This window comes from Roseovarius confluentis, from assembly GCF_002917925.1.
GTDB lineage: Bacteria > Pseudomonadota > Alphaproteobacteria > Rhodobacterales > Rhodobacteraceae > Roseovarius > Roseovarius confluentis.
Genome location: NZ_PPFE01000001.1, coordinates 414,566 through 430,602 on the forward strand (window position 1 = coordinate 414,566; position 16,037 = coordinate 430,602).

The window sequence follows — 16,037 nt, forward strand, 5'->3', positions numbered from 1 at the left end:
AATCGTGATTCAGTATTCTCGCGACTGGATCGCCCCATCGCATGAGAAAAAGAGGACATATAACCGTGAGCAACCGCATAGAGGTTCGAAACCTTTACAAGATATTCGGGAATGATCCCGCTCAAGCCCTACGCATGCTCGAGGCGGGCAGCAGCAAAGACAAACTTCTGGCCGAAACCGGCAGTGTGTTGGGAGTGGACAATGTGTCCCTGAAAGTTCCTGCCGGCGCGATCTCGGTCATCATGGGCTTGTCCGGCTCAGGAAAGTCGACGCTTGCTCGCTGCGTCAATCGAATCCTTGAACCAACCGCAGGCCAGGTGCTGCTGGATGGTGACGACATCACCCATGTTGGCCTAGACAAACTACGCGAGATCCGACGCCATCGTATGTCGATGGTTTTCCAGAACTTCGGCTTGTTCCCGCGAAAATCAGTGATTGAAAACGTGGCTTTTGGCCTGAAAATGCAAGGTATCGGCCAACGAGAACGCTATGCGAAGGCCGGCGAGGTTCTGGAAACCGTCGGTCTATCGGCTTGGGCGTCCCATCTGCCAGCGGCTCTGAGTGGTGGTATGCGTCAGCGGGTGGGTCTTGCTCGAGCTCTTGCCACCGATGCGGACATACTTATCATGGATGAAGCTTTCAGTGCGCTCGACCCCCTGATCCGGGGCGAGATGCAGGGCGAATTGCTGCGTCTGCAGAATGCACTCCACAAGACGGTGCTCTTCATTACCCACGACTTTCAGGAAGCGCTCAGGCTCGGGACACGTATCGCGATCATGTCGGACGGTGCCCTGATCAGGGAAGGTGCGCCCCAAGAAGTCGTGACCGAACCTGGCCACGACTACGTGGCGGCTTTCACCCGTAACGTGGACCGCAGCCGTCTTTTCGATGCGCTGTCCGTAATGAGTGCCGAAAAAAACGAGTTTTTCGAGTTGGATTCCGAGGGGCGTCTGATCGGGTATCGCGAGACTGCTACGGGCAAATTGTCCCAGAATTATACAGCAGTTCGACCGGAAACCAAGCTTATTGCCATAGCTGGCGCTGCTCAAGGCGGTCGGCCAGTAGCCGTGACAGACGAAGAGGGGCGCTATCAAGGTTATGTTCCCACACAGGCTTTGTTGGCGGGAATTTCCGGGCCGAAGGTCCCTGACCAAGAGGACACCGTATATGTTTGAAATGGAAACCTATTACATCCCGCTCGATGACTGGATTCAGACCGGGATCGAATGGCTCGCTTTCAATTTTCGTCCCTTCTTCTTGCTTATCCGCTGGCCGGTGGAGGCGCTTCTGAAAACGATTGAAAGCGGTCTTCTGGTAGTCCCTGCGCTGATTCTCGTAGTGACCTTTGCCTTGCTTGCATTGTGGATCAGTGGCCGCGGCCTTGCACTTTTTACTGCGTTCGCCCTGATCTTCATTAACCTCATAGACCTCTGGGCCGAAGCGATGACCACCCTGTCGCTTATCGCGACGGCCATCGTCGCCTGCGTCCTGATCGGGATCCCGACTGGAATTTTGTGCGCACGAAGTGAATTGGCATGGCGGATCGTGCGGCCGGTTCTGGACATCATGCAGACCACACCGTCTTTCGTTTATCTCATCCCGGTCGTGATGCTCTTTGGCGTGGGAACAGTGCCAGGCGCTGTAGCGGTCATCATCGTCGCAGCGCCGCCCCTGATAAGGTTTACCAACCTAGGCATTCGAATGGTTGACAAGGAGCTCGTTGAGGCTGGCATTGCCTACGGTGCGACAAGCCGACAACTTCTCTGGGAAGTGCAACTGCCCCAAGCTCTGCCCACAATCCTGGGGGGCCTGAACCAGACCGTTCTTATGGCCATGGTAATGGCCGTCATTGTAGCGATGATCGGTGCAGAGGGCCTTGGTCTGGTGGTGCTTCAGGGTCTTGGAAGACTCGATGTGGGTCGCGCAGCGATTGGGGGGATCGGGATCGTCCTTCTCGCCATAATTCTCGATCGTCTGACTCAAGCTCTTGCCCACCGCCAAAAGCCAGATTCACCTAAGCCATCGCAACAGGGTGTCCGCTTCTCGATCAAAAGGGCCTTAGCGGGCAGCAGGAAAGAACATTTGGCAAATTCGGACGAGCCTATTCGGGCCGATCAATGAACAGAATTCTACTGGCCACAATTGCACCTGCAAAGTTGAACCAGAAAAGCGCAGGTGCGCTCAACTCAACCAACAGGAGACTATACATGAATTTCGTGACCAAAAGATGTCTTGTCAGCGCAGCTCTGATCGCATTCGCCGGCCCGGTCTTGGCAGAGGAACTGCCGGGAGAGGGCAAGTCTGTGCGCTTTGCACGTAACGATAGCCTTGGGGCCCAATACGTCCAAGACGAAATATTGGTGACCCTGATGAAAGAGCTGGGCTACGAGGTCGATCTTCGCACGATTGGTGTGGCGGCCTTTCTGCAAGCCGCCGCACAGGGCGACATGGACATCACAGGCGACATGAACATGCCTCAGCGCGCCCTTCAGTTCGAGAAAGTCGAAGACGAACTGTCATTACTTGGTGACGGGACCATCGGCGGCGGTGGCGGTATCAATGGCTACGTCATCGATAAGAGGACAGCGGAGGAATATGGGATCACCGAGGTCTCGCAGCTCAAGGACCCAGAGCTTGCGAAGCTGTTCGACTCCGATGGGGACGGCAAAGCCAATCTTGCGAACTGCAACCCAGGCTGGAGCTGTGGGGACGTGGTGGATTATCAGCTCGAGGAATACGGGCTGCTCGATACAGTGGAATCCATTCGGGCAACGTATGAGCCTCTATTGGCAGAGGTCTTCGCCCGCTACCGGCAAGAACAGCCTATCCTGTATTATACTTGGAGCCCCTCCTTCGTGACGGAAGAGCTGAAACCAGGGGAAGACGTGGTCTGGCTGCCCATCCCCTACGGTGCCCTACCGGAAGGCGTTACATCCAGCGGTGGCCATGAAGTTTCCGGCGTGGTGGGTTGCGCCGGGGACCAGGATCCCTGTCGGATGGCCACCGGATCCTGGAACTGGAAGCTTGCCGCCAACAAGGAGTTCCTTGAAGAGAACCCTGCGATCGAAAGCCTGGCCGAGACGGTGCAATGGCCCCTTGCGACCTGGTCAAGCTGGGAGGGGCAAATGATGGAAGATAACTCCGACAAAGCTATCGAGGAAATTGCCCAGAAATGGATCTCCGAAAATCGCGACGTAGTCGATGAATGGCTGGCTCAGGCGAAAACTGCGGCAAAGAGTTAACGAAACATCACGCTCACCTGCGCCGACTTTCTTGGTTCAGGTGAGCGAACTAGTCGCCATTGTTTGGACAGTTTCAGACGTAGTTGGCCCTACTATCTGCTTCCACTTATCGGTTTCGAACTAAGCCACGGCCGTCAGGTGTTCACATAGCTATACTCCGATACAGAGACCGCGGCCTCAGAATGGCGCTTGGGCAGCCGGTGCAATTCATTGAAGTCTGTTGCCTCGTTCATGATCCCAAGCCGCACCTGGATCGGGTCCGGGGTTAGCCGCAGCGCCGGTATCTGGCGCCGGTCCATCGATCGGATTATTCGCTTCGTTGCACGTAGCTCTGCATTCTCCGCATAATTGTCGGATGCGTGCCGCCCGGCGTGTTCGATAAATGTCTCCGCCAATGCACCGCCTTCAACGCTCCTCCGTTCCAGCTTGTCCGAGTACCGTGGCCCCGGTCAGATTGCCCAACCTGACGCTACGGGCCTTCGCTGCAGCCATCGCTTCCTAGGTGCGCCGTGAGATCGTCTCTCACCCTTGCCGTGCCACGAGAGCCATGATGCCCTTACCGGGGCAAGTCATAGTAATGGAACGGACTTTTCACAAAGGAGCCCGAATGACCGCTGAGCAGGACAAAGCGGGTATTCGCTGCGCGAGCTTGAAACGGCCGCTATCGCTGACAGGATTCCCGTCTAATAGCGGGCAAGGAAATATGGCTCTCCTTCACCCGCCTTCACACACGGTTAAGCCGTAAGAGCATGGTTCCCAAAATAGAGGAACTCGCGATCCATACCGGCGACATCCCCGGCTTCGAGCGACAGGCTCGCGCTATCGAGCATCTTGAAGCTTTGTTGTGCTTTGACCCATTCATCCGCGCTTTGAAGCGTGGTCAGAGTATAGCTTGTCGTTTCACTCAGGTAATGAGTTGGGATGATAATCTTCGGCTTAAGCTTCTCGACAATGTCGTTGCCTTGCTGGTAATCCAGAATGTGCTGTGACCCATCGACGGGTAGTGTCAGCACATCGACCTGTCCGATCGCATCCCAAAATTCCTGCGGTGGATTGTGCCGATTGTCGCCCCAAATCAGGGTTCGGACGCCGCCTGTTTCAACGAGATACACCACCATATCCATGTGGCTGACATTGTCCGGCGGGCAAGCATTGACGCCGAATTCGCCCAGTGCGTTTGTCCAATTATACCAGCCAGGTGCGCGACAGACATGTTTATCGGCAAACCCAGTGATTTTAACATCAGCAAATTCAAAGTTCCCTACCATGCGGTCCAGCACCATGGTTGAAACCGGGCGGTGAATGGCATCGTGGTCAAAATGGGTGTGTGTAGACAGGCAAATATCCACCGGTATCTCGGGGAACTCGTTTTTAAACCAAAGGCCCCATGCACCCGATGGATCGTCGCGCCAGGGGTCGAACATGAGTGTCGCGCCACCCGGCGATGTGATTTTGATCGCGCAATGGCCGTAGAAATCGACACCCACAGCACCCGAAACGTCTGTTCCGGTGGTTTTTTGCAGCTCAATCACACCGTTATTGTTGCCGGGCTGTGTCCAGTCGGTTGATTGGGCTTGCACCGAAGTACCAGTTAGCAGGCTCGTGGCCCCGCCAACACCCGCAGCTCCCGCGGCCATAAAGAAGGAGCGGCGTGAAATACCACTGGCCACCTCATCCGCTTCGCCATTGATAACCATCGGTTCTAAATTGAGAGAATCTCTGTCCATGATTAGCATCCCTGTTGTTGTTCAAAGATCTGGATCTTGGTTCCAGATGACAGGATGGTATCAATGAAGGTTTATCAGTGACGTATTAGAATAATGGTAGCATAATATGGGGGCATTCCCCATGTTTTTCCGCTCGTCAAATATTACTCGGAGTGAAAAGACTATCGGTTCAGTGCAGTGAAAGCAGCAAGCTTCGCAGGTTTTTCCCGCTATGTCTGAGACCCAGCTTGGAGCGAATGTTGTTGCGATGAAATTCAACGGTGCTACGCCCGCGCGACAATGTGCGCGCGATTTCCTTTGTGGACTGCCCCCGCATAATCATTTGAGCAACCTCCCGCTCGACCGGTGTCAGTTTTTCCATGATTGTCATCAGCTTGCTGTTTACGCTTGCGGTGATCGAGTTCAGCTGATCTTCGACCGTATCAAGATAGTTGGACCCGATCGGGTCACTTTCCAGCCGGATACGCAGCTTTGACAGGTGCGGCATCACCAGACCCTTGATCTGACGCAGCAACTTTAGGTCATATTCCTCGCGTGCCTTTTCGACGCTTCCCAACAGCACCCGAAGAGCGGTATTTGCTTCTTCCAGATCCGCCGTGCGATCCATGACCCTTAGCTCAAGCTCGTCCAGTGTTGTCTGCAATTCAGCCTCCAGCTCGATCCGCCGGTTCATCTCGGTGAACAGTTCAAGATCGGCCTCGATCACTCTGGCAAATTCCTGCAGCCCTTCCCGAAACAAAATCGCACGTCGGTTGCGCCTTGAGTCCAGCACGCAGATTGTTCCGAATATCTCACCATTCGGCCATTTCAGAGGATAGCCGATATAGAAAGACATACCGTGCTCCATATCGTCATTGTCTGACCATACCGGATCACTGCTCGCGTCTTCGACAAACAACTCGCCATCCTTTTGAAGAACGCCGTGACAGTATAGTTTTTCGTTTAAAGTGAACTGGCAGCCAACCTGATAAGGGTTTTTGTCGCTTTCGCTAGTGACAAAAACCGAATGGTATGGTGCGCTGGTGCGCATCACCAAGCTTGCAGGTACCTCGGCAACCCGCGCAATCAGGTCAACAATACGTTGCCATTTCTCCACGGTCTTTTGAGGAATCTGCGGTTCCAATGACGCCCTTCTTGATCGGTAAACCTGAACTACAGCAACAATAAGGTCGAAACGCATCGGTCGGCAAGCTCGGCTCAAATTGAAGAAGCACAATGCATCTCGACGCCAGGTGAGAAGATTCCGCCTTAGCTTGCCTCAAATAGGTTTAGGTTTGGCCGGCCTTGCGCTGGTGCTCGCGATCTTGCTTAAATTGGAGCAAGCAGGGCTCATTGACTGGTTCGACGAAAATGCTTGGTTTTCAGAAGAACAACTTCCGGCGCGCATTCAAGGCGGAAATGCTTGGAACCGAGATGGCTTAAAGGCTTCGAAGACCATCAATGGTAATTTAGCCGGAAAGGTCACACACGTTCGCGATGGAGACACCATCGAAATATCTGGTCGCCCGATCAAATTCTCCGATCTGGATTGCGCGGTTGATACTGAGATATCTCGTTTGGATAGGCGGCATTTCCAAATAGGAGAGAAGGAGCATTATGATTTCAGAGCGGCCGCTCGCTGTGACCGGCATGAATTTTCTTTCCGTAGCCTTAACCACCTCAACGTGACAGTCGCACCAACAGCCCGCGCACGTTCGAGACATACCATCGGCCTCTCCGTCGGGTCATTATCCCGCGGTCATTCAACGCCTCTGCGATGTCTCGGAGTGTCGTCACGCCGTTCTCCTGGAGTCCCTGGATAATCGGCGCCAGACCCTCGGCGAACGCATCCGCATTGGCGGCTACGGCCGCCCGCAAGGCTTCTCCGCCCTTGCCCGCCCGCCTTAGCGCCTCAGCCCCGTTCGGATTGCCTAATCTCACTCCACGCGCCTTTGCCGCCGCCAGCGCCTCCTTCGTGCGTCGAGAGACCGCCTCCCTTTCCTGCTGGGCGACAAGTGCCATTATGCCCACGGTCAGGTCATTGGCCTCGGGCATGTCGCAGGCCACGAAGCGGACGCCCGCATCGCGTAGGGTGAGCAGGAAAGCGGCGTTGCGCGAAAGACGATCTAGCTTGGCTATAATGAGCGTCGCACCAGTCAGCCTCGCAAGCTCCAAAGATCTTTGCAGTTCTGGCCGATTATTCCTGCGACCCGACTCCACCTCAGTGAAGCGAGCCAGGACCTGCGCGTTCTTCGCCGCCGCAAAATCGTCGATGGCCTTGCGTTGGGCGTCGAGCCCGAGCCCGGATCTCCCCTGCCGCGCCGTCGAGACCCGCACGTAGGCGACGAGCTTCAAAGGTGGGACAGTGTTGCTGATCATGTACAAACCTGCCTAACGTTGGTTTGGCAGTTCTGTACGATGGAATCCTTAATTAGTGTAGGCGCATCAGTGCCTTAATCGCGCCGACCGGGCTTGCAGGTGACCCTCACGGGGTCGCGTGGAGCATTTGGCTCTAATTCATCGTCCCGGGCGCCTTCTTCGACGCTGTTGCCATCCTTGTCGGTGTAGACCGTCACGAACTTGATCGTTGTGACCGGATCTTTCATTGCAGCAGTCTCGGCCATGTCCACGCGCGTGCGCGCCACCGGTGTCAGGCCCAGTTCGGACATGTAGCGGCCCATCAGCTCCATCTGTTTGTTCGCGACCGTCAGCCAGGGCGACTGCTGAACGTATCCGCTGGGCGTCTTGAGCAACGCGGGCCCCTCTCCCAGCTTTTCTTCCGCCTGGACCCAACGGGCGTAGGCCTGGCAATAGGCCGCGAGGGCCGCACGGTCCGCCAGCGTCAGGATGCCGGCCTCGTGGAGCGGTGTCGCCAGCCTTCGCCATTCCTTGCGGGCTACGTCTTTCAGATGCGACGGGCATCGCGGCAAGGCGTTCAGGGGCGAGTGTGCTAGCGTGCCGGCTTTGGGCACTGGCTTACGGCCGCGCATTGACCCCACCCGAGCGGGCCTTGATGGCTCTCATTGAAGCCATCAAGCCGCCTCCTCCTGCCGTATCGACGCGATCTCGTCGAAGCTGCGGCCGTCCTCCTCCAGCGTCGCTGTCTCCCCGGTAAAGCTTTCCCAGCGTCGGACGGCCACATCCACGTAGGCCGGATCCAGTTCCATGGCGTGGCAGACGCGCCCGCAGGTCTCGGCCGCGATGAGACTCGTGCCCGATCCGGAAAAGGGTTCATAGACGGCCTGTCCGGGACTGGAGTTGTTCAGCATGGGCCGTCTCATGCATTCCACGGGTTTCTGGGTGCCGTGGATCGTCTGCGCGTCCTGGTCCCTGTTCGGGATCTCCCAGAGCGTCGATTGCTTTCGGTCGCCCGACCAGTGCCCCTTGCCCCTCACGCAGTACCACGCCGGCTCGTGCTGCCAGTGATAATGCCCCCGTGACAGGACCAGCCGCTCCTTGGCCCAGATGATCTGGCTGCGGATCTCGAACCCGCTGGCGACCAAGCTCTCCGCAACCGTGCCCGCGTGCAGAGCGCCATGCCAGACATAGGCCACGTCCCCGGGAAAGAGCGCCCAAGCCTCCCGCCAGTCAGCACGGTCGTCATTGGCCACCCTACCCGTCCGCTTGGTCCTGGTCGCGCCGGTCTCGTTGCGCCAGGCTGGATCGTACGCGACGCCATAGGGCGGATCTGTCACCATCAGGTGTGGCACCACGCCCTCGAGCAGGCGGGCGACGTCGGACTTGCTGGTCGCATCCCCACAGAGCAGGCGGTGGTTTCCGAGACGCCACAGGTCGCCCGAACGAGATACCGGAGTGACCGGTGGCTCCGGCGTTTCCTCTTCGCGCGGGTCCGCCGCGCCGCGGTCCAGCAAGGCATCGAGTTCAGCGCCCTCGAAGCCCAGGTCGGACAGATCGACGCCAAGCTCGGAGAGGTCGCCCAGTTCCAGCGCCAGCAGTTCCCTGTCCCACCCTGCCCGCTCGGCCAGCCGGTTGTCCGCCAGGATGTAGGCCCGCTTCTGCGCGTCCGAGAGATGCCCGAGCTCGATGACCGGCACTTCTTTCAGTCCAAGCCGGTGCGCGGCTTCCAGGCGCCCGTGCCCCACGATAATGCCGTTCGCGCCATCGACCAGCACTGGGTTGTTGAACCCGAACTCCCGGATCGACCCTGCGATCAGCGCAATCTGCGCGTCGGAATGCGTCCGCGCGTTGTTGGCGTAGGGCACCAGATCCTCTACCGGACATTGCCGGATCGCTGTTGCGCGCCTGTCTGTTCTCTTTGCCACTCTACCCCCCCCGCTCTATTTCAACGCGTCCGTGTGCCCGCATCTCGGGGAGTATAGCAAACCCAATAAATCGATGTAATCACGACAATTTCTGACAATCACCGCCAGTGAGCGACGAACCTGTGAGTCGTGTGAAGCTGAAGCAAGCGCAAATAAACCAGTGATTGGCGCAATGGCGGTTAACTTTAGGCACCGGAATGAGCAAATGTGTCTATCGCTACACGGCGACAAACCGAGATGCCTTGCCTCATATTTCCGTTTACCATTTCGCAGGGTTAGGCCGACATCTCCAGTTCCGACAATTTTCTGTGTCGCTGCAGTTTATGCGGGTACTGTTGGCAAGTAGAAATTTTCGGAGGTCATGGTGGATCTGGAAGTTTATTCGAAGCTGACTTGGGCCAAAGGTGAGCTGCAAGTGCGCGAAATAATCGAAGGTCGTGACGAGGTTCTGAAGAAGTTTTCTCCCTCCTTCAAACCGTCCGCGGTGGCTGATCTCGACGAGAGCAATTTCAGAAAATTCCTTAGTATTAAGCACAACAAGCACTGGACAGGCCTCGGGCGTCAACCGCAGCTATATGCGGACATGAACAGATTGCGGCAGGTGCTCAGCGTTCTAGTGGACGAGTCACTTCCCATCAGTGGGCGGATTGATAGCGCAATCAAGGCGCCTGGCATGGGGATGGCGAAACTCTCCGCCATTCTGTTAGTGACTTACCCAGAAAAGTACGGGGTTTGGAACGGGACTTCGGAGAAGGCCCTCCGCTTTCTTGGGCTCTGGCCTGCCTTCAAGCGCGGAACAACAACAGGAGAACGATATGTCGCTGTAAATGAGGTGCTGCATGATCTGGCCCGGAAGCTTGATATCGATTTGTGGACACTGGATGCGCTCTGGTGGGGTGTCAAAGATGAGGGAACTGCCTCGAAAACCTCGGTCGAAAAAGACGGCGTGAATGACGGCGAATCAAAGGCGAAGGCCCTCGCGAACATGAAAAATTCGATTCTTGTCACGACCCGGTTTGCCAACGGGCAATTGGAGAATGTGACAATTAAGAGAAAAGACCTGAAGATGTCTGACAGCGAGCTTGATGCACTTTTGGCTCGTCTCTTGAAAAAGCAGGAAGAGCGGTGTGCGATCACCGGGCTGCCTTTTAAGTACAGAGGTGACAAGAACATGCTACCGTCAGCAGACCGGATAGACAGCAATGGGCACTATGAAGCGGCAAACCTTCAGCTGGTCTGCCGCTTTGTCAATTTCTGGAAGCAAGCGACTCCGGACCACGTATTCCGTCGCCTGATTGCAGTTGTGCGCGAAAGCAGTGTGTCTTGAGGCTCTCTCTGCTGATGCGTTGACACGCCTGCCGGGAACACCTTTTGCAGAAGGTCGGTCCTTTCTGACCTGCCACGGGATTTTTCCTCCAGCATCGATTAGAGTCCGGCCCAACTTGAGGACGGACAATGAAGCGAACGAGATTTACGGACGATCAGATCATCGGCATCCTGACGGAGCACGAGGCGGGCGCGAAGTGCGCGGACCTGTGCCGCAAGCACGGCATGTCTGAAGGGACGTTCTATAACTGGAAGGCCAAGTTCGGCGGCATGACGGTGTCGGAGGCCAAGCGGCTGAAGGCGCTCGAGGATGAGAACGCGAAGCTCAAGAAGCTGCTGGCCGAACAAATGCTCGATCTTTCCGCGATGAAGGAACTGGTTTCAAAAAAGTGGTGACGCCTGCTGTGAAGCGCGAGGCGGTCGCGCATCTGAAGGCCCGGTTCGGGCTCTCAGAACGGCGGGCGTGCCGGATCGCCGGGGCGGATCGCAAGATGGTCCGCTACCAGTCGCAGCGTGCGCCTGATACGGAGCTGCGTGGTCGGTTACGGGAGCTGGCTAATGAACGTCGGCGGTTCGGATACCGGCGGCTCTTCGTCCTGCTGCGCCGCGAGGGAGAGCCTTCCGGGGTCAACCGGATCTATCGGCTCTACCGCGAGGAAGGGCTGACGGTGCGCAAGCGAAAGGCCCGACGCAAGGCTGTTGGGACCCGGGCGCCGATCCTGGTCGAGGCACGGCCCAATGCACGCTGGTCACTGGATTTCGTTCACGACCAGTTCGCCAATGGCCAGCGTTTCCGCGTTCTCAACGTGGTCGACGACGTCACCCGCGAATGCCTGGCTGCGATCCCGGACACTTCGATCTCGGGGCGGCGTGTGGCACGGGAGCTGACGGCCCTGATCGAGCGGCGCGGAAAGCCCGGCATGATTGTCAGCGACAACGGGACCGAACTGACCAGCAACGCGATCCTGCGGTGGTGCTCCGAGCAGCGGATCGAATGGCACTGCATCGCGCCGGGAAAACCCATGCAAAACGGCTTCGTGGAGAGTTTCAACGGGCGGATGCGCGACGAACTGCTCAACGAGACCATGTTCCGCAACTTGGCACACGCGCGGGTCGTCATCGCCGCCTGGGCCGCCGACTACAACACCGAACGCCCGCATTCGGCCTTGGACTACCAGACCCCTGCTGACTACGCGCGGACCCTGACCACCGCAATCGCCCGCCCCGCTGCGCGAGATGAAAGCTCCGCGCGTCGGGCGATTGCTCAACCTGCGCCAACAGGCGTAAACACAAACCGGGCTCCGGTCGCGGCTGGATGAAAGTTCAGTGGCAGGTCATTTCGGCGCCTAAATCCTCAAGCACTCAAGGTTGATCGACCACATACAAAAACCGAACATTAGCTATAAGATTCATTAAAGTCAGCTATGCGGGACCAAGCGGAAATTCATCTTGGGCGCCGTTAATTAATACCTTAGTTAAACTTACTCCCAGGTGCGCCAGTGCGGCTGCGATGAAGAAACATGCATCCAAGATACTGTAGTGGATTGTTGAGCCAGCCAACCGATCCAGTTTAGCTTTTGATATGGAAGAATTTTTGCTGATGGACATTGTTTCAAGTTTCTTGTCTTGGATGAACGCGAACCAAGGTGTTCTTACATTCCTCATTTTTTTGGTTACGGTACTACTTGGTTGGGTTAGCGGAATTTTTTCTGCGCTCCGCCGACGGCCAAAACTAAAGGTGAGCCTAATTGATGGACCAACCTTTTCGTGCACATACAATACAGGAGCCGAACATAATGGCTTCGATGCTCATCGCACGGGAATAGCTCTCTACTTGCATGTTACGAACTATGGAAGCGCACCTACTTCTATTACTGCCGTAGAAATCGGATATCACTGGCATTTGCGCCCAGTCTCTAAATCATGGTGGAAGTATCGAGTAGGGTGGTTCTGGCTGACGCAACAATCGGTAGCGTTAGTAGATTTTCAAGCTGCCATTGGCAGAAGCACAAAAGTGTACCCTTTCTTGACACAGATAAACCACCTATCTGACGCGCGACCGAAAACTTACCTTAGGATCGGTGAAGCGACAAATGGAGTTGTGTATTTCGAGCAACAAGAAAGCTGGGGCGGCTGTTTCCCAACACCTAAACATGGCCACACAACGATAAAGGTCCGTCTAAGGGATGCGCATGGTCGTCAACACACGTCGAAGCATAGAATTCCAATAATAGAGCGTGTAGATGCTTTGAAATACAACCCTCGCTTTGGAGAAACTCATCAAGAGATCGGCGGTCAGTTTTTGCCTTATGAAGAAAGTGAGATCACAACTGAACAAATCGATCAATTAGAGAATAAGGATGAAGTGAGCACGTAGATTTGGGCTCAAAGCTGAAGTTCGCCGCATGTTTCACCAACGACCGCTGGCAGCATCACTTTGACGCGCGCGCATCTAAATTCGCCAGCCAGACAGTTTTCCAAGAGCAGTTTCGAGGAGACATCGCATCTGTGCTTCGTCACCACTCACCCACCAGACCCGCTGCCAGCACCGGCCCCGGCCGTCACGTCGGTAGGCAGCCGATTTAAGGGTCATTTCCCTATAAGGACTATACATAGGGTTTTGACCCTTAAATGCTGACCTTTTAATCGCCAGCTTCGCCTCATTGGAGTTGCCGAATAGCTCTGGATGCAAAGCGGCGGCATCCGCCGGACTGTTCACAGCCACGCTCGCCAAGAGCATCTGCTGGAAAGGGTCTGGCTTTTCAGCGTCCCACGACGTCAAGCGGTCATAAACAAGCGGTAACGCCACGTCTGCCAGAATATGCACTTCCAGCGGATTGGCGGCAGTCCTGTTCACCCCACGCCCCCGGCCGATTGCCTGCACTAGTTCATCGTCGCAGATCGCGGCGCGCAGGGTCTCTGCAGTTTCATCTTTATGCCGCACCGCGGCTAGCCCGCACGTCCGACCTGTGCGCATGTACAGTCCGACACGATCCGAAACATAGCCGGACGCTTCAACACCGCCGAACAGCGCTCTCGCTAACTCTTCGGCCTCCTGGCTCGGAGGAAGTGGCCGGCCAATGCCGATGAGCATCGCGACATCCTTGTAGATGTCGAGCCCGGCGACGGCGTTGAAATGCGCCGTCACGACGTTCGGAATATCAATGAAGGCAGGTTCTATGGCTTGGTAGGTCACCACCAGCACATCGCGCGGGAAAACCCGGAGCGCGTGCCAGCGCACGTAATCCACGCATTCCCGCAGCCTGTTTTCCCGGCGCCGGAATTCTTCTGGCGGCAGGCCCGGCAACGGGCAGATCATCGACTTCCCGAAGCTCCCCGTGACTAGGCGTACATGCATGTGCGGCGCCGCGACGTTGATACACTCGATCTCCATCGGCGGCAGGATCGCTTCTGCGAGGCTCTGTCGAAGCGTCGCATCGAGGTGAAGGACAGGTTTCCCTCGCAGACTGTCATGCAGGCGCTTGACCCGCCGCATCTCGATCGCCTGCCGGCCATCTGACCCGGCCGGGCGCACCTGCAGGGACTGCCCCGGTTGCTCGCCATAGCGCAGCAAATCGGCCAGGGCGCGCCAGAAGCGGCTTAACAGGTCGATCCTCTGGTTTGCCTTGGCCGTGCGCAGAGCTTCCGCACGACGGGCTCTGTCGAGACCGGGCACGAAGGCCACAGCCGGCCTACGCCACTCTTCCAGTTTCGCAGCGTGCTGGCAGTCCTTATGCGTCAGACCCTCGGCGCGCAGACTGCGGATCAAGGACATGTCTTTTTGCCCTAGGCGCAAGGCTCGAGCGGCAGCCTGCCGGAAAGCCGAAAGATCAGCCATCGCGGCGACCGGCGATCCGCCCACCCTGTTCTCGCCCATCCCATGCAAGGGCTCGTCGAGCAGATCCTCGACGAACAGATCTGAGCAAGTCTCGACAGCCCGCTGCCAGCATCCTTCGTCGACCAGGATGAGCGCCACATTGTCTTCCGAGAAAGCAAGGCCGGAAAACAGCGCATCATAGGGCGCCACGACAACGTCGGCCACGGCGGCGTCCTTGCGGTTCTGCTGCTTGAGGCAGCTCTCGAAGAATCTACATTGGTTGCCTTCACGCGACCGACAGGCGTGGTCCTGCACGGAAAGCCCGCTCGCGAGAACGGCCCGGACCATCTCGATGTCACGACACATCGGATCGCCCGTTGTCGGGTCCTTGCGCTCGTAGCCTCGGAGCACCGTCGCGTCGATGCCGAGATCGCGCCACGCGCAAGCGGTTTCCTCGGCCAAAGCGTGGGAGGGCGTAAAGACGAGAACGCGATGCGGCAAGCCCTGGCCGCGGAGCGCCGGCATCATGTCACTGATCGCTGCGCGCGCGGCGCGGGACTTGCCAAGACCTACCGTGGCCCGCACGCCGAGCGAAGGTGGATCTTTCTCCTGGCTCCGGTGCCATGCCAGCACCTTCTCGCAGTGGCCTGACAGCACCTCCTGCAAACGCGTGCGGCCTTTTTCCACAGACAGCGCGGCTGACGTGTAGTCCAGCGTGGGCGTGGAGACCTCCCTGCCGGGCAGCCGCCCCTCATCCAGCAGGTCCAGCTTGTCGGTGACCTTGCGTGTGGCGTCAGCGACATCAAACGCACGGCCGGTCGACGAACGCGGGCGATCAAGATCGGTGGTGTTGGCAAACCGCTCCCAGACGAGGGAGGCAAGGGCGACTGGGACCGGCGTTTCGCCCCGATCGATCAGATCATGCACACTGTGGAACGCGATCTGGCTAAGCCAGGCATCGCGCCCGTCGACGACCCACCCGTTGCGGCGAACGACCTCGACCGGGCCTGTAGCCGCGCGTGGGGCAGTCTTACCTGCTCGCCTCGCGGCCCGTTGGGGTCCAGGGTGAACTTCGGCCAGAAAGGAACGTGCATCGTCTTCCGTGATGAGGGGCAAGTCGTCGATCTCATAATCGAGGACTGTCTCGCCCGTTGGCCAGTAATAGGGTTTTCCTGTCCCGGAATGACTCCCGAAGGCCACGAACTGTTGGCCGGCCCCAAGGATCTCCACGGATCCAGACTTGAGCTTCGGGAACGCCTGATCCGCCCGATAGAGCAGCAGTCGTTTTGGCCACTGACCGACCCGGACGAGTGTCGCACCGAACCGCGCCTCCGCCAGCGACTGGACACGGTGGGCGGCATGTGCGTCCAGACAATCGATATCGAGCCCGATGAGCCGTCCTGTGCGAAGGCCCACGCCGCAATTAGCGTGCGTACGGCACCATTGCGCCACCTTCGCGTCGTCGATCTCCACACTGGACCAGCGTGTGACTGCGGGCGCTTTCCCTCCCATCCGGATAGGCAGTGACTCGAAGCCCTGCGACAGCAATTGCTCGGCGGCCTGCCCGAATGTGATGTGACCAGCACCAACGGGGCCGCCATTGGCAGCCCGGTTGCTGTTTTCGTCTGACTGTGGAGTCGGAAGGTTCCGCTCCACGCGCATG

The 16,037-nt window shown here is 57.4% G+C and carries 13 protein-coding genes; 6 read left to right on the plus strand and 7 right to left on the minus strand.

What is annotated here, in order from left to right; genetic code table 11:
- The first annotated feature begins 65 nt into the window (after window positions 1-65).
- From C2I35_RS02025 to proX, 3 genes are all read left to right on the plus strand, one after another.
- Window positions 66-1,175 carry a quaternary amine ABC transporter ATP-binding protein gene (locus C2I35_RS02025; protein WP_103761857.1) on the plus strand — a complete coding sequence of 370 codons (1,110 nt, stop codon included), beginning with the start codon at window positions 66-68 and terminating at the stop codon, window positions 1,173-1,175.
- Window positions 1,168-2,121, plus strand: coding sequence for an ABC transporter permease (locus tag C2I35_RS02030; RefSeq protein ID WP_103761353.1), 954 nt, complete (start codon window positions 1,168-1,170; stop codon window positions 2,119-2,121). The genes C2I35_RS02025 and C2I35_RS02030 overlap by 8 nt, the downstream gene beginning before the upstream one ends.
- Window positions 2,122-2,207: 86 nt before the next feature.
- Complete coding sequence (proX, locus tag C2I35_RS02035) at window positions 2,208-3,242, plus strand: glycine betaine/L-proline ABC transporter substrate-binding protein ProX (RefSeq protein WP_103761858.1); 1,035 nt, start codon at window positions 2,208-2,210, stop codon at window positions 3,240-3,242.
- 134 nt (window positions 3,243-3,376) lie between these two features.
- Here proX and C2I35_RS21790 read toward each other — a convergent pair whose 3' ends face one another.
- The 6 genes from C2I35_RS21790 to C2I35_RS02065 all read right to left on the minus strand — a co-directional run bounded on the left by C2I35_RS21790 (window position 3,377) and on the right by C2I35_RS02065 (window position 9,231).
- The gene (locus C2I35_RS21790) at window positions 3,377-3,637 is read right to left on the minus strand and encodes a hypothetical protein (RefSeq protein ID WP_146049948.1); all 261 of its coding nucleotides are present in this window, start codon (window positions 3,635-3,637) and stop codon (window positions 3,377-3,379) included.
- Between the two features lie 339 nt (window positions 3,638-3,976).
- On the minus strand, window positions 3,977-4,969 hold the full coding sequence (locus tag C2I35_RS02040) for an MBL fold metallo-hydrolase (RefSeq protein ID WP_103761859.1): 993 nt from the start codon (window positions 4,967-4,969) through the stop codon (window positions 3,977-3,979).
- Window positions 4,970-5,138: 169 nt separating this feature from the next.
- The gene (locus C2I35_RS02045; RefSeq protein WP_245890366.1) at window positions 5,139-6,092 is read right to left on the minus strand and encodes a LuxR C-terminal-related transcriptional regulator; all 954 of its coding nucleotides are present in this window, start codon (window positions 6,090-6,092) and stop codon (window positions 5,139-5,141) included.
- A 536-nt stretch (window positions 6,093-6,628) separates the two neighbouring features.
- Window positions 6,629-7,327 (minus strand): recombinase family protein, encoded by a 699-nt coding sequence (locus C2I35_RS02055; RefSeq protein ID WP_103761356.1) that lies wholly within the window; start codon window positions 7,325-7,327, stop codon window positions 6,629-6,631.
- Between the two features lie 74 nt (window positions 7,328-7,401).
- Window positions 7,402-7,938: a phage terminase small subunit P27 family gene (locus C2I35_RS02060; RefSeq protein WP_103761357.1), complete on the minus strand. Its 537-nt coding sequence runs from the start codon at window positions 7,936-7,938 to the stop codon at window positions 7,402-7,404.
- 42 nt (window positions 7,939-7,980) lie between these two features.
- The gene (locus tag C2I35_RS02065; RefSeq protein ID WP_211286095.1) at window positions 7,981-9,231 is read right to left on the minus strand and encodes a site-specific DNA-methyltransferase; all 1,251 of its coding nucleotides are present in this window, start codon (window positions 9,229-9,231) and stop codon (window positions 7,981-7,983) included.
- 361 nt (window positions 9,232-9,592) lie between these two features.
- On the opposite strand from C2I35_RS02065, the gene C2I35_RS22280 reads away from it, so the two are divergent.
- From C2I35_RS22280 to C2I35_RS02080, 3 genes are all read left to right on the plus strand, one after another.
- Window positions 9,593-10,558 (plus strand): hypothetical protein, encoded by a 966-nt coding sequence (locus C2I35_RS22280; RefSeq protein WP_211286096.1) that lies wholly within the window; start codon window positions 9,593-9,595, stop codon window positions 10,556-10,558.
- A 128-nt stretch (window positions 10,559-10,686) separates the two neighbouring features.
- Window positions 10,687-11,876 (plus strand): IS3 family transposase gene (locus tag C2I35_RS02075; protein ID WP_103761358.1). Its coding sequence is split into 2 segments (ribosomal slippage): window positions 10,687-10,939 and window positions 10,939-11,876, totalling 1,191 coding nucleotides; the frame shifts between segments, so codons are not numbered across the junction.
- A gap of 281 nt (window positions 11,877-12,157) precedes the next feature.
- On the plus strand, window positions 12,158-12,934 hold the full coding sequence (locus C2I35_RS02080; RefSeq protein ID WP_103761862.1) for a hypothetical protein: 777 nt from the start codon (window positions 12,158-12,160) through the stop codon (window positions 12,932-12,934).
- Between the two features lie 75 nt (window positions 12,935-13,009).
- Here C2I35_RS02080 and C2I35_RS02085 read toward each other — a convergent pair whose 3' ends face one another.
- Window positions 13,010-16,036, minus strand: a complete 3,027-nt coding sequence (locus tag C2I35_RS02085; RefSeq protein ID WP_103761359.1) for a bifunctional DNA primase/polymerase — start codon at window positions 16,034-16,036, stop codon at window positions 13,010-13,012.
- Window position 16,037 lies beyond the last annotated feature (1 nt).